Annotated in this window: 13 protein-coding genes; 4 read left to right on the top strand and 9 right to left on the bottom strand. The window is 64.1% G+C overall.

Translation table 11 applies throughout. From position 1 onward, the window contains the following. Positions 1-138: 138 nt before the first annotated feature. Both FM104_RS15015 and FM104_RS15010 read right to left on the bottom strand, forming a co-directional pair. Positions 139-480, bottom strand: coding sequence for a hypothetical protein (locus tag FM104_RS15015; RefSeq protein ID WP_087133036.1), 342 nt, complete (start codon positions 478-480; stop codon positions 139-141). Between the two features lie 95 nt (positions 481-575). Next, complete coding sequence (locus FM104_RS15010; RefSeq protein WP_087133035.1) at positions 576-851, bottom strand: helix-turn-helix domain-containing protein; 276 nt, start codon at positions 849-851, stop codon at positions 576-578. A 95-nt stretch (positions 852-946) separates the two neighbouring features. Between FM104_RS15010 and FM104_RS15005 the strand changes: the two genes are divergently transcribed. Genes FM104_RS15005 through FM104_RS14995 form a run of 3 tightly spaced genes read left to right on the top strand, consistent with a single transcriptional unit; the run spans position 947 to position 5,767 of the window. Next, positions 947-1,573, top strand: coding sequence for an N-6 DNA methylase (locus tag FM104_RS15005; protein WP_087133034.1), 627 nt, complete (start codon positions 947-949; stop codon positions 1,571-1,573). Next, positions 1,570-3,231: an Eco57I restriction-modification methylase domain-containing protein gene (locus tag FM104_RS15000; protein ID WP_087133033.1), complete on the top strand. Its 1,662-nt coding sequence runs from the start codon at positions 1,570-1,572 to the stop codon at positions 3,229-3,231. Before FM104_RS15005 ends, FM104_RS15000 begins: the two co-directional genes overlap by 4 nt. Further along, entirely contained in the window at positions 3,218-5,767 is a 2,550-nt protein-coding gene (locus FM104_RS14995) for a DEAD/DEAH box helicase family protein (protein WP_087133032.1), read from the top strand. The genes FM104_RS15000 and FM104_RS14995 overlap by 14 nt, the downstream gene beginning before the upstream one ends. A 140-nt stretch (positions 5,768-5,907) precedes the next feature. On the opposite strand, the gene FM104_RS14990 is transcribed toward FM104_RS14995, so the two are convergent. From FM104_RS14990 to FM104_RS14975, 4 genes are read right to left on the bottom strand one after another with little or no spacing between them, the layout of a single operon-like run. Then, positions 5,908-7,812, bottom strand: a complete 1,905-nt coding sequence (locus tag FM104_RS14990; protein WP_143738458.1) for a hypothetical protein — start codon at positions 7,810-7,812, stop codon at positions 5,908-5,910. Positions 7,813-7,842: 30 nt separating this feature from the next. Continuing rightward, positions 7,843-9,207 (bottom strand): hypothetical protein, encoded by a 1,365-nt coding sequence (locus FM104_RS14985; RefSeq protein ID WP_087133030.1) that lies wholly within the window; start codon positions 9,205-9,207, stop codon positions 7,843-7,845. Positions 9,208-9,219: 12 nt separating this feature from the next. Next, positions 9,220-9,666: a TA system VapC family ribonuclease toxin gene (locus FM104_RS14980; RefSeq protein WP_256971692.1), complete on the bottom strand. Its 447-nt coding sequence runs from the start codon at positions 9,664-9,666 to the stop codon at positions 9,220-9,222. After that, complete coding sequence (locus tag FM104_RS14975) at positions 9,663-9,899, bottom strand: CopG family transcriptional regulator (protein WP_087133068.1); 237 nt, start codon at positions 9,897-9,899, stop codon at positions 9,663-9,665. Before FM104_RS14975 ends, FM104_RS14980 begins: the two co-directional genes overlap by 4 nt. Positions 9,900-9,965: 66 nt before the next feature. Between FM104_RS14975 and FM104_RS14970 the strand changes: the two genes are divergently transcribed. Then, positions 9,966-11,447 carry an HNH endonuclease signature motif containing protein gene (locus FM104_RS14970; protein ID WP_087133029.1) on the top strand — a complete coding sequence of 494 codons (1,482 nt, stop codon included), beginning with the start codon at positions 9,966-9,968 and terminating at the stop codon, positions 11,445-11,447. 186 nt (positions 11,448-11,633) lie between these two features. Here the strand turns inward: FM104_RS14970 and FM104_RS14965 are convergent, their stop codons facing one another. From FM104_RS14965 to FM104_RS14955, 3 genes are read right to left on the bottom strand one after another with little or no spacing between them, the layout of a single operon-like run. After that, positions 11,634-11,870 (bottom strand): helix-turn-helix domain-containing protein, encoded by a 237-nt coding sequence (locus FM104_RS14965; protein WP_087133028.1) that lies wholly within the window; start codon positions 11,868-11,870, stop codon positions 11,634-11,636. After that, on the bottom strand, positions 11,867-12,607 hold the full coding sequence (locus FM104_RS14960) for a hypothetical protein (RefSeq protein WP_087133027.1): 741 nt from the start codon (positions 12,605-12,607) through the stop codon (positions 11,867-11,869). Before FM104_RS14960 ends, FM104_RS14965 begins: the two co-directional genes overlap by 4 nt. Then, positions 12,607-13,212, bottom strand: a complete 606-nt coding sequence (locus FM104_RS14955) for a hypothetical protein (RefSeq protein WP_087133026.1) — start codon at positions 13,210-13,212, stop codon at positions 12,607-12,609. The genes FM104_RS14960 and FM104_RS14955 overlap by 1 nt, the downstream gene beginning before the upstream one ends. Positions 13,213-13,217 lie beyond the last annotated feature (5 nt).

Genomic DNA, 13,217 nt, shown 5'->3' with positions numbered 1-13,217 from the left:
CGCGCACGGTGCGCGCCATGGGAACCAACGTTAGGAGCGCGGATGCATTCCGCGCTCGGAAATGACGAAGGATGACGGATGCTGTGCATCCGCCATCCTTCACGCTTCCGGCCGCGTGCGCGTCGAAGCGCTGGAGTCTTAGCCCTGGGCGCAGGTGACGACGGCTTCGCTCATCTCCTTGCTGACGAGGTCCTTCGCTTCCTGGTTGGTCTGGACATCCTTGCCATCGGCGATGTTCTGGAGGTCCTGATCGGAGATCTTGCTGTCGATGAGCTCATCGGAGATGCAGGAGACCTGCTCGTCGTTGAACTGGTCGCCCAGTCCGCCGTCGTCGAGGATCTTCTGGATGCCGGAGCTGAGGTCATCAGAGCTGGGGCGTTCGGCGGGCGACGAGCACGCGGCGAGCGAGAAGGCGGCCACTGCGATCGGCAGGGCGAGCAGGAGACGGGTGCGGGTGCGCAGGTTCCGGTCGATGTTCATGCCATAACCGTATCGGGGACTTCGCTCGTGGCGCGGATCCGGGGATGGGGACATATGCCCATGGGGCGATGGGTGGCTGCTGTTGCTGCCGAGTGTCAGCTCGCCCGACGGCGACCGTCTGTGGCGAGCGCGTTGAACATATCGGTTGTCACGTCTGCTAGGAGCTGACCCGGGTCAATGCGGAGCGCCTCGGCGATGCGGATGAGGGTCGGGATGCCCATCAGAGCGCGGCCTTTCTCATAGCCCCGGATGTTCGACGAATCGATTTGGGTGAGCACAGCCAGCTCGTCTTGGGTGATGCCGACTTCTCTGCGCCGCGCGGCAATCTGCGCGCCGATCTGGACGGCTGCAGGCGACGGGACTCGGGGCACTCCTCAAGCGTCTTGAATGTCGGTGAAGTGTGCCAGGGTTAACTCACCCGGGTACTAATGCCGATCCGGGGTCGAGGGAACCCTGGAGGGCGTCGATGGCTGGCGAGAAGCTCGTCAAATCGAAACAGCGTGTCGCAGATCACGGTGAGGTGTTCACGCCACGTTGGTTAGTCGACGACATGCTCGACCTGGTCAAGCAGGAGGCGGAACGCATCGACTCGAGGTTCCTTGAGCCAGCCTGCGGTTCCGGCAACTTCCTGGTCTCAGTCCTCGAGCGCAAACTTACGGCAGTGCAGGTGCGTCACGGGCGCAGCGAATTCGAGAAGCGCCACTACGCGCTTTTCGGACTGATGTGCATCTACGGGATCGAGCTGCTTGAAGACAACGCGAAGGAGTGTCGCGAGAATCTCCTGGGTACTTTCTCCCAGTATCTGAACGTGTCGGCTGACGACGAGTGGTCGAAGGCAGCAAAGGCCGTTGTTGCCGCAAATATTGTGCAGGGCGATGCGCTCAAGATGGCCACCGTCGACGGCGAGCACATCACGTTCGCGGAGTGGGGGTACCTCGGACGAGGGCGTTACCAACGCCGCGATTTCCGGTACGACAGCCTGACGCAGCGCGCTTCGATGCAGGGGACGCTCTTCGATGCGTTCGAAGAGCATGAGATCTTTAGGCCGGTTCGCACCTACCAGGCGATGACAGTGCGAGAGCTGGCGTCATGAGTGCGCCGGTCGTCGAATCGAAAGCAGCATTTACGCTGCGAGCCCACAATCCTGACGTTCTGACGTGCATCGCGAACCTCTCGAATGATGAAGTCTTCACCCCTCCGGAGTTGGCTAAACAGATGCTCCACACGCTCGAGGAGGCGTGGGCGAAGTCGAACGACGGTGCGTCGATCTGGGCTGATCCGGAAGTCACATTTTTCGATCCGTTCACGAAGTCAGGTGTCTTTCTGCGCGAGATCGTCGCGCGACTGACTTCAGGGCTCGAGGCTGCGATTCCCGATCTGAATGACCGCGTCGACCATATCCTCACGCGGCAAGTGTTCGGCATCGGAATTACACAGTTGACGGCACTGCTCGCTCGGCGCAGTGTTTATTGTTCGAAGGATGCCACCGGCAAGCACTCCATCGCGAAGAGCTTCGACCGCGACTGGGGAAATATTTGGTTCGAGCGGACCGAACATTCATGGTCGGGCGGGAAGACGAACCATGCTCTCCTCGACGGAGAGGGAGCGCCGACCGTCACGGGGCGGCGATGTCGCTTCTGTGGCGCGGCCGAGTCTGAGTATCTGCGCGATTCCGCACTTGAGTCTCATGCCTATGCATTCATCCACACAGACGACATCAAGGCTCGCATCAACGAGCTGTTCGGAGCTGACATGCAATTCGACGTCATCATTGGCAACCCGCCATACCAGTTGAATGACGGTGGTGGAACAGGGTCGAGTGCGCGCCCGATCTACCAGCTTTTCATCCAGCAAGCGCAACGGCTTGAACCGCGTTTTCTGTCGATGGTTGTGAAGGCGAACTGGTACACCGGTGGAAAAGGTCTGGATCATTTTCGGAACGCGATGCTGAGCGATCGTCGTATCCGTGCACTCACTGACTTCCCCGATTCGCGACAAGCATTCGACGGTGTGGATATCGCGGGTGGGGTCTGCTATTTCCTGTGGGAGCGGGACAACCCTGGCGATTGTGTTGTCGAGACTCGAGTCGGCAGCGAGACGATCGCTGTAACGCGTCGACTTGATGAGCACGCGGTGTTCGTGCGCGACAACCGCGCGTTGGTGATTCTGGAGAAGGTCCGCGCGATCAGCCCGAGTTCCCTGTCCCGGCGGGTGTCTGCTAGGAACCCATTCACCGTCAACCCGGCGCACGAACGAGACCAGGTCGGCGATCTATACCTATATGCGAGTGGCGCCGACGGCAGAGTTGAACGAAAGTATGTGGCGAGAGGAGAAGCCCTGATCGATGCTTGGAAAGTCCTCGTCTCCAAAACATCCAGCGAGCATGCTGGACAGACCGACAAACAAGGCCAGCGGCGCGTGCTCTCTCGGCTGGAGGTCATGCCACCGGCATCTGTTGCCACGGGCTCGTATCTCGTCATTGGTCCCTTCTCATCGGAGTCGGAGGCGTCCAACGCCGTCGGCTACTTGCGAACTCGCTTCGCGCGATTCTTGATCTCGGCGATCCTCTTGACCCAGAACATGACGCGCGGGTCGTACGAGTTTGTGCCCGATGTGGGCTTTGAGCGAGCTTGGACGGACGAGGATCTCTATACGAAGTACGATCTGACGCCCGAAGAAGTCACGTTGATCGAGACTCAGATCAAGCCAATGACGTTCAGCGCTTACGGAGATGTAGATGCCGCGTCCTGAGTCTGAGCTTCTCCCTCCGAAGCCTGAGGCGCGCCTCCGCATCTACGCGTATTCCATCGCCGACGATGCACATGCGGGTCTGCTGAAGGTCGGCCAGACCACGCAGGACGTCAAGGTCCGTGTCGCACAGCAGTTGAAGACCGCCGCAATTGAGAATTACCAGATCGTCATCGACGAGCCGGCGGACCGCCCGGACGGCTCGGTGTTCACTGACTTCGATGTTCGCCAGAGGCTCAAGCAGAAAGGGTTCGATAAGTCGACCCTCGAGTGGATGCGCTGCACCGTGGCAGATGTTCGCACTGCGATCGCCGAGCTCCGTGTGAACAAGGAGTACGAGGGCACTCACCATCTGGATTTCCCGCCGCGCAGAGAGCAACAAGATGCGATCGAGAAGACCTACGCATACTTCCAGGATCGCTGGTCCGAGGACGCCGACGCCTTCCCCGAATTCCTCTGGAACGCGAAGATGCGTTTCGGCAAGACCTTCACCACCTACAAGCTCGCTCAGAAAATGCGCGCGAAGCGTGTGCTGGTCGTCACATTCAAGCCTGCGGTCGAAGATGCATGGGAGAACGACCTCAGAACCCATGTCGACTTCGATGGCTGGCAGTACCTGTCCAAAGCAGCAGGCGGAGATCCGACATCCGTCGATCCCGACCGTCCGCTTGTCTTCTTCGGCTCTTTCCAGGACCTATTGGGTAAGGACAAGGCTGGAAACTTCAAGCCGAAGCACAAGTGGCTCACCGAGGTCACCTGGGACCTCGTCGTCTTCGACGAGTACCATTTCGGCGCGTGGCGGGACACAGCGAAAGAGCTCTTCGACGGGGAGGATGAGTCTTCGAAGAAGAGGGCGACCGCTCAGGAGTTCGGCAGCGACCTCGACACCTTCACGGAAGAGCGCGAAGTCAACGGCCTCGACGAGGACGCCATTATCCCGATCAAAGCCCGTTCCTATCTCTACCTCTCGGGCACACCCTTCAAAGTTCTCAACGAGGGGCGGTTCATCGAAGAGCAGATCTACAACTGGACCTACACCGACGAGCAGCGGGCCAAAGCGGAATTCGTCCAGCAGCACCCCAGTGAGCCGAACCCGTACGCGGCGCTACCGGAGATGCGTCTACTGACCTATCAGATGCCCGACGAACTCATCGCGATCGCCAACCAAGGCGAGTTCGATGAGTTCGATCTGAACGCCTTCTTCGAAGCCAAGGGCGTGGGCGAGCAGGCTGCGTTCACTCACAAGAACGACGTGCAGAAGTGGCTCGATATCATCCGGGGTAACTACGCGCCGACGCAGGTCGATGCGCTGAAGACCGGAACGCGGCCGCCATTCCCATACTCCGACGTACGTCTGCTGCCATATCTGCAACACTCACTGTGGATGCTGCCCAGCACTGCAGCATGCGCGGCGATGGAGAACCTTCTCGCCGAATCGCAGAACGCCTACTGGCGCGACTACCGAGTCGTCAATGTCTCGAAGCCGAGCGTCGGCGTCGGACTCGCCGCGCTTCCTCCGGTGCGCCAGGCGATCGGCGCGGGATTCGATACGAAGACCATCACGCTCACGGTCGGAAAGCTCACGACAGGTGTCACCGTGCCGCAGTGGTCGGCAATCCTCATGCTGCGCAACCTCAACGCTCCCGAGACATACTTCCAGGCGGCCTTCCGGGTGCAGTCGCCATGGGTCATCCGCAATCCGAACGGCGACGACCCGCACGAGGAGACGATCTTCAAGCCGGTCAGCTTCGTATTCGACTTCGCACCGACGCGGGCCCTGCGGCAGATCAGCGAGTATGGTCGCGGTCTCTCGCCTGAGACGCCGAATCCCGAGAAGGCGGTCGAAGAACTGGTTAGCTTTCTGCCTGTGCTCGCGTACGACGGGTCGAATATGACGCAGGTGGATGCTGCCGGCATCCTCGACATGGCCATGGCCGGTACGTCCGCGACCCTCCTTGCACGCAAGTGGGAGTCCGCCGTGCTCGTGAACGTCGACAACCAGACGCTGAAGAAGATCATGTCGTCGGATGCTGCGATGAACGCCGTTATGAACATCGAGGGCTTTCGTGCTCTGGGGTCGAGTGTCTTCGAGACGGTTGTGAATAAGAGTGAGGCGGTGACGAAGACCAGGAAGGAGAAGGGCGACGACATCACGTCGACCGAGAAGAAGGAACTCACCGCTGAGGAGAAGGAATACAAATCCAAGCGGAAGCAGATCCAGGAGAAGCTGATCAAGTTCGCCACCCGCATTCCGGCATTCATGTATCTCACCGACTATCGCGAACACACACTCAAGGACGTGATCACGAAGATCGAGCCTGAACTGTTCCGGGCGGTGACGGGGCTTACCGTGGCCGACTTCGAGCTACTCGTCTCGCTGGGAGTGTTCAACGCTAGTCACATGAACCAGGCCGTGTTCGCGTTTCGACGTTACGAAGATGCTTCGCTGTCGTACACCGGCGTCGAGTCGCATGAAGGGCTGCGTCGCTACGGACTGTACGACACGGTCGTTGCTGTCGACGAACGCCCGGCTATCTGAGGCTAGCGAGGACAGCGTACGCACGGTCAGGTCCGTCTCCCGAGCGGTCATGTTGAGCGTCTCGGATCGCGCAGTGGCCAGCTACGCCCCCAGTAGGCCGGTCGTGAGGGTTGACTGCCTGCCTCGCTGACACCCGCGTTTTACGTGTCCGCCGCCATCTCCGCCATCATCGGGGACAGCACGGCGAGCATGACGCCTCGCGCCACGGCGGCGCGCAGCGGTTCCACAACGGTGAATGAGCCGTCTGCCACACGCTCCAGCAGCCCGGCGGATTCCAGGTGCTTCAGTCGGCGCAGTGCCATCGGCGTCATGAAGGTCGTCGGCAGCTCAGCATCCGAATGCTCGCCGTCGTACGTCAGTGCGCGCACCGTGCGTGCGAAAGTCTCCGCGTCGACGGCGACGTCGAACCCATCTGTCGTGCCGCGACCGGCGCCCGTGACCACTTCGGCGACGAAGACGCTGACCAGGAACTCCAGCAGGTCCACCGGAGGCACCGTCGCGCCGCGCCACAGCTCCGCCTGCTCACCGGCGTACACGCGCGTCACCGACATGCTGAGCACGCCGGTCGCGTTCAGTGCCCACCACCACGAAGCCAGCGCGGGAACATCCCACATCGACTGCGCATAGATGCGCGAATCCTCGCGATCCTCGCGCGCCGGTCGCTTCTGCACGCCGACCGCCGAGACGCCGATCAACCCCGCGACATGCTCGATTTCCGCTCGGCGCAGGCCGCCAGACGACGTGATCGCACGCCCGGCGCCGACCCATTCCAGAATCTCCCGCACCGCCTGCACGATCGGGAGAGACCACAACGCCGCTCGTCGTTCCTCCGCATCCACAGCCTCGGCAGCTGCGGCGATCTCCTGCAGTGCCGGCATGATCGATGAATCATCGCGAAGCACCTCTTCGAGGCTCGCATGCGCCTCTTCCCAGACCTCCGGATCCTCGGCTGTGTCCAATCGAAAGTGCAGATAGTCATCGAGCGTGTGAAGCAGGTGTTCGACGGCCTGCCGCGACTCGTCGTCGTCGCCCGCCTCCTCAGCGATGTCGAGCAGCGCATCCACCAGCGGATCGATGTCATCCGGATCGGTGAGGGCGAGCAGCTCGTCGCCGGCGATGCTCTGCAGCACGGTGAACATCCGGATCTCGGAAGCAACATCGGGCGCGGCGATCTGCGGCTCCTGCTGCAGCCATGCGCGAAACTTCCGCACCAGGGCATCCGACGATGCGGCCGGCGCGAGACCGAACGACGCCCCCGTCGCGGACGACGCGCCCGCACCCGTCCCGAACGAGGAACCCGCACCCGCCCCGAACGAGGGACCCGCACCCGTCCCGGACGACGACCCCGCCCCGAACGACGATCCCGACGGCGAACCAGACCCTTGCGAATCCAGCACCCGCGACACGAGATCGTCAATCAGCACACCCTCGATCTTCGCCTGGGCGATGACGGATGCCGCCACGGCCAGCGCCCCGCCCTCGGAGATCGCCAACCCGCTGTGCCGGCCGTGCAACTCCTGCAGCGAGTCGAACGCGCGACCCTTCGCCGCTAGTGCCGCAATATCACGCGCCGCGGCCTTCGACCGCTTCGACCGCCACTCGGGCACGCGCATGCGCGCCTTGACGCGCCGCAGCGCAGCATCCGTCTGCCTCTCATCGAGCAGCCCCAGACTCACCCCGATCACGTGCGAGATCGCCGGCACCGTCGGCTCGGGGTCGCTCGGAATGCCACCCAGCAGCGCCTCGGCGAGTACGAGGTTCTCCTCGGCGATCGCGAGAGTGAACTGCCGCAGCAGGGCGAAGGCGCCGTCCAGATGCGCGCCGACCGGGGTGAACAGCGTCAGGTTGTGCCGTTCGGTCGCCCGCGCGAGCGCGGCGTTGACGGCATCCAGATCGGCGGCATCCAGATCGTCCAGGTCGAAGCCCTCATCAGCCAGCAGCGGCGCGATCTCACCCAGCATCTCCTTGGCCATGCCGGGCTTGTGCACCACGCCCATCGCTTCCATCTGGGCACGGAACTCGGGGTCGTCGAAAGGAGAAGTCACGAGACCAGAGTACGGAACCCGCGTTGTACATCACACCCGGGGAATGAGCTTCGCCTTCCGGAACGCCTCGATGCACGTCGGGCGTCGGCGGTTCTGATCGACGACCTGCGCCAGAAACGCCTCGAATGATCTCTCGCCATCCGGACCGGCCGCCACAGCGGCATCCCGCATCGTCTTGAGCACGTTCGCTGCGGTGCGGTAGTTGCGCTTGTCGGTGACCTCCAGGGTCTGCTGCACGATCTCGCGGTAGACGGGCAGCGTGTCGGCGGGCGCGGTCGTGGCGCGGCGCTGACACAGATTCAACCAGGTGGCGTGTGCCCCATCCACTGCGAAGCGCGATACCGCGAACTCCCATGCCTCACCGTTACGATCCTCATCCAGCAGGTGCTGCGCGAACGACTGCGGGGAGTGCTGTGCCAGCAGTGCTTCAGCATCCGCCTTCTCCGTCTGCCACTCGCCGACCTGCTCCGCGGTCTCGCGCAGCGCGGTAAAAGCACTGGCGAGAGGGAAGCGCGCGAACCACGCGCGCCGTACGTCTATTGCCTCGGACTCGGCTCCGCGGAGGAGCGCGTCGTCCACAACGAACGTGACGAGCTGCTGATTCCAGCCCTGGCCGTCGAGAGCGATGCCGATCCGCGCGTACGCGACGGCGTCGTCGTGCAGGCCGGCCTCCTCCAGGTCAGCCACAAGCCGCCGCGCCAGTTGTGCGTTCTTCGGCTCGCCGCCGTGGGCGGCGACGATGGCATCCCGGTCGCGATCGAGCACCGCCAGCCGCGTCAGCGGGTACGTGCCGTACTCACCCAGATCGGTGCTCGCGATCGCGGTGCGGTACTGCGTGATGCTCTTCTCGCTGAGTCCGGGTGCGTACGCGACGATGTCGGGGTCGAAGAAATCCTGCGCACCGCTGTAGCGGTACTTGATGATCCACTTCACCACGCGCGTCTGCTCGGCCTGGGAAAGCGCCGGTGACGCCGCGCGCACCGCCTGCGCATGCGCTTCGAGCAGCCTGCGCACGAGGTCGCCCTGCGCGCCAGACGAGTCGTCGGACTTCAGGATCGCCCGGGTGCTCAGCGTGATCGCCCGCTCGATCACGGGGACCAGTGCCGGAGTCGCATTCGCAGACTGCGTGCGCAGCAGTTCGACGGCGTCGTACGCGTCGGACGCGTACCGATTCGCCTGCCAGTAGTCGTAGAAGCGGCGGCGCGGCGTGAGATCGCGGTTCACGATCGTCAGCAGTTCGGCGGGGTCGTCGGATGCTGCCGCGCGGCGCGTTTCGAGCCAGTCGGCCAGTCCCGCGACGCGCAGCGTCGCCTCCTCGAGCAGATCGCGGATGCTGTCTTCATCGAGTCCGTCAAGCCAGGACTCGAGTGCGGTGGGGTCGCCCTCGGAAGCCATGAGACCAGTCTTTCAGTCCGCCCGGGCTGCTGCAGGATCCACCCGCTTCAATCCGGGAAACCGGCCGAACCCGCGATCCCGCGTCGCCAGTGTCGCGCCGTTCGTCAGGCAGAGTGCGGCGATGCGGGCATCAGCCACAAGGTCGCCGCGGATGCCGGCATCCGACCCCGCCAGCCTCTCGAGCTCATCCCACGGCGCCGAACCCTGTCGTAGCCACTCCGATCGCGGCGCGTCGATGAGATGCCGCGCGAACGTCAGCGCGGCAGCAGTCGGCGCGGGCTCCGTGAAGACGCGCGGATGCGTCGCGATGCGCACGAAATCGGCGAGGATCGTATCGGCGAGACCGATCCGGTCGGTCTGCAGGCCACCGTTCAGCCACGCCGCGCATCGCTCATGGTCGGGCGAATCCGCGCGGAACGCGCGCACGAGCACATCCGCATCGGGAACGAACAGCGTCATGCGCTCTGATCCATCTCGCCGCGCACGGCCTCTCTGTCGTCGAGGTCGACCAGGGCGCCAGCGGCACGCGGTGTGAAGGTGGGCAGCGGCCCTGTGGCCGCGCCCGGAACCTCACGGGAGAGGTGGTCACGCAGAGCCTCTTCAAGATAGCTGGTGAAGGTGCGTCCCTCGGCCGCGGCCCGCGCCTTCGCCTCATGCGCGAGCGCGTCGGACAGGTTCAGAGTGGTGCGCATACAGATCAGCATACGCATTGAGGCAGAGATCTGCCTCAATGTCCGTGGCCCCTGAGAGTATGAAGTATGGCCACTTTCACCGACGTCGCGGCGCTGATCCCGACGCTGCGCGCGCGGGTCGGCTCGTGCGCGTCGCTCGCGCAGGCGCAGACCGCGGTGAGTGCGATGACGGATGCTGAAGCCGTCGCCATCCTGCGCGAAGCGGACGAGGTCGCCCAGCACGCCGAGCAGCTGCGGCTGATCGCGCTCGGCGTAGTGTCTGCGCGTTCTGGCAGGGATGCGGGCCATTCCGGCGCCGCCCAGAAGCACGGTCACCGCAACGCCGTCTCGCTCGTGCAGCAGATCACCGGAACGACGAAGTCGGATGCTGCGCGGCAGGTTCGAGTGGCTGAGGCGATGCTCGACGGCGAAACCGATGCCACCGAGCCGAATGCGGCAGAAGCGGATGCCACGGCCCGGCCGACCGACTGGCGCGGGCCACTGCGCGGTGCGCGCCGCGACGGCCGGATCAGCACAGCCCAGTTCGATGTCATCCAGCGCGGGCTGGGGGAGGTGCCGCTCGCGAGTGAGCAGCTTGATGAATCGCAGCGGCGGGACCTCGACGAGACCGCAAGAGCCGCGTGGTCGCAGGCCGCGCAGCAGCTCATCGAAGAGGCACCGGAGCGCACGGTCGAAGAATTGGCCTCCGCGGCACGCGCGATCCGCGACCTGCTCGACCCCGACGGCGCCGAACAGCGCTTCCTCGTCCGGTATGAGAAGCGCTCGTACCGCGAGTGGATCGACCAGTACGGCGTGCGCCGGGCGAGCATCGCCTACGAAGATCACGGTGCGTCGCTGCTCGACACGATCTTCAACGCCGGGCTGCGTCCGCGCCGAGGGGGTCCGCGCTTCGTCGACTCCGAGGAGAGGGCGCAGGCCGCCGCGCTCGCCGACGATCCGCGCACTAACGAGCAGCTGCAGTACGACTTCCTGATCGACCTGGTCCGCGCCGGCGCGCTGGCTGACGCGAAAGACGTCTTCGGCACCCGTCAGGCCGGCGTGCGGGTCGTGCAGGTGATCGACAGCCACGGCGGCACGGTCGGCTACACCGAGGACGGGCTGAGCGTACTGCCCGACGCAGCCATCGACCAGCAGATCTGCGAGACCGGAACCATCGCGGTCGGTATCGATGCGCGTGGTAATCCGCTCGATGTCGGTCGGGAGCAGCGGCTCTACACGCCGAAACAGCGAATCGCGCTCGCCATCCGCGACGGAGGCTGTCGCTGGACGGGTTGCGATCGGCCCGCCTCGTACTGCGAGTCGCATCACGCCGACGAATGGCAGCGCGACGGGGGAAGAACCGACATCGACCGGGGCATCCTGCTATGCAGATATCACCATATGCAGCTGCATCACGGCGGGTGGCGCATCGCCCGCGACGGTAAGGGCGACTTCCTGCTGCACGATCCCGGCGGGGAAGCGCGGGCGTTGAGACCGAGAGGATTCCTCGCGTATGCATGGGGCGACATCGATCCGTCACCTCAGAGATTCCGGCCGATGATCGCGTGATGGTCGATGATCGCCAGACTGCTGGGGTGTTGCGCCCGGGGTTGGCGTGACAGGCGCGGTGACATGGCGTGGCAGCCGGGGTCGCAAGACAGTTGGCGGGGTGACAGCCAGGGGGCATGGCGTAACAGCCGGGGTGGCGTGGCGTGGCGTAACGGCCGGGGCGATCTGGTCACCGGTGCGTGATGCTCACACGCGCGGCGCCAGCACCAGCAGCTCACCCACCTCGCACTCGAGCGCGTCGCAGATGGCGCGCAGCGTGGAGTAGCGAATCGCCCGCGCCCGATCGTTCTTCAGCACCGAGAGGTTCACGACACTGACCCCGACGCGCGCGCTCAGCTCAGCGAGAGTCATGTCACGTTCGGCGAGCAGTTCGTCCAGGCGACAGCGGATGCCGGTGTCGTCGTCTTCTGTCGGAGGGGTCACACCAGCCCCTCCGTCTCCTTCTGCAGCCGCGCAGCTTCATCCTGCAACTGTCGCCCGTACCGGAAGATCGCTGACAGCGCGAAGAGCCCGACCGCGACCGCGAACGGCCACAACGTCACTTCCAACGCGAAGGGCACCTCGGCATCCGGCGTCCACTTCAGCGAGCGAGCGGTCAGCGTCATCCCGATCTGGTCGAGCACCTGGCCCATCGGAACCGTCGTCACCACGATGATTGCGACGATGCCGAACGTGCGCGAGACGCTGCCGTGGAAAGGATCGCGTTCACCGGCTCGACGGGTGGCGTTGTAGATCGCCCATGCGATCGCGGCCCACGCGACTAACGTCAGCACGGCGCCGAGATAGATCGTCAAGCGGGTTCCGAAGGGCGCATCGTGAACGACTGAGCCGCAAAGCGCGACGCCATCGGGCACGCCCTTCTCGTCACAAACGGGGGACAGCAGCGAGTCCTGGCGATCGTGCACCCAATCACGGGTGCTGCCGGTGAGGGTGATCCTCGGTGACCCGAGGATCGTGAGCCCGCTCATAACCACTCCGACCGCGGTGAGGCCCACCATCACGAACGAAGCGTTCCTCGTCACATCCAGCGCCAGGGTCGTGCTGCCACGCCTCCGTGCACGCGCGATGGAGAACGCCGTGATCAAACCGACGATCACGAGCACGAGAACAAGCATCGACAGGCCTGCGAAGAGGTCACCATTCGAGAGCTGGATCAACATCAAACGAGTCCTTCCGTGTCTTTCTGCATCCGCGCGCCTGCCTGGAACACATACGTCAGAGCGAGCACCGCGAAGCCGATGAGGATCGGCAGCGGTTCGAACAGGAAACCCACCTGCGCGACGTCGCCGAGGCTGGGGTTCAGATCATCCGCGGCGACCATCTGCCCGAACCCGCGCAAGGCCTGCGAGAACAGGCTGCCGAACGTGATCGCTAGTCCAGCGATCACCGCGGCGGTGCGCATGCTCCGATGAAAGGGTTTGCGTTGAACGATGCGTGCCAGGGCATAGGCGAAAGCGGCGGTGACAAGACCGATGGCCGCGGCGCCGATGAGATCAGAGAGCGCGAAGAGCCAGACCGCGCTCGTGGGGAGCGCCGCCGCGGTGACGATCAGCGAGTCGCCGTGCGCGTCGAGGATCCCCGAGCCCGCCGACACCGGAATGTCGGCGAGCAGCTCGATGGGGTATCGAGACGGATCGAGCAGGCGAAACATGCCGGTGATCAGACCCCGCCCGGCGATGAAGCCACCCAAGCCTGCCCCTGCAATGAGGATGACGAGCACCGCGATGCTGTCAGCGCGGCCGATGTCGGTTCGTGTCGTACTCATGATGT

Origin of the sequence: Microbacterium esteraromaticum, assembly GCF_900163815.1 — a bacterium.
Classification (GTDB): Bacteria; Actinomycetota; Actinomycetes; order Actinomycetales; family Microbacteriaceae; genus Microbacterium; species Microbacterium esteraromaticum_B.
The sequence above is the reverse complement of the archived record's forward strand: the minus strand, read 5'-3'. Positions and strand labels throughout refer to the sequence as shown.

Coding starts and splice junctions, on each gene's coding strand:
- FM104_RS14955 (WP_087133026.1), bottom strand. CDS start 13,212: ATGAGTACGACACGAACCGACATCGGCCGCGCTGACAGCATCGCGGTG.
- FM104_RS15015 (WP_087133036.1), bottom strand. CDS start 480: ATGAACATCGACCGGAACCTGCGCACCCGCACCCGTCTCCTGCTCGCC.
- FM104_RS14980 (WP_256971692.1), bottom strand. CDS start 9,666: ATGACGCTGTTCGTTCCCGATGCGGATGTGCTCGTGCGCGCGTTCCGC.
- FM104_RS14995 (WP_087133032.1), top strand. CDS start 3,218: ATGCCGCGTCCTGAGTCTGAGCTTCTCCCTCCGAAGCCTGAGGCGCGC.
- FM104_RS15005 (WP_087133034.1), top strand. CDS start 947: ATGGCTGGCGAGAAGCTCGTCAAATCGAAACAGCGTGTCGCAGATCAC.
- FM104_RS14975 (WP_087133068.1), bottom strand. CDS start 9,899: ATGCGCACCACTCTGAACCTGTCCGACGCGCTCGCGCATGAGGCGAAG.
- FM104_RS15000 (WP_087133033.1), top strand. CDS start 1,570: ATGAGTGCGCCGGTCGTCGAATCGAAAGCAGCATTTACGCTGCGAGCC.
- FM104_RS14960 (WP_087133027.1), bottom strand. CDS start 12,607: ATGTTGATCCAGCTCTCGAATGGTGACCTCTTCGCAGGCCTGTCGATG.
- FM104_RS14970 (WP_087133029.1), top strand. CDS start 9,966: ATGGCCACTTTCACCGACGTCGCGGCGCTGATCCCGACGCTGCGCGCG.
- FM104_RS14985 (WP_087133030.1), bottom strand. CDS start 9,207: ATGGCTTCCGAGGGCGACCCCACCGCACTCGAGTCCTGGCTTGACGGA.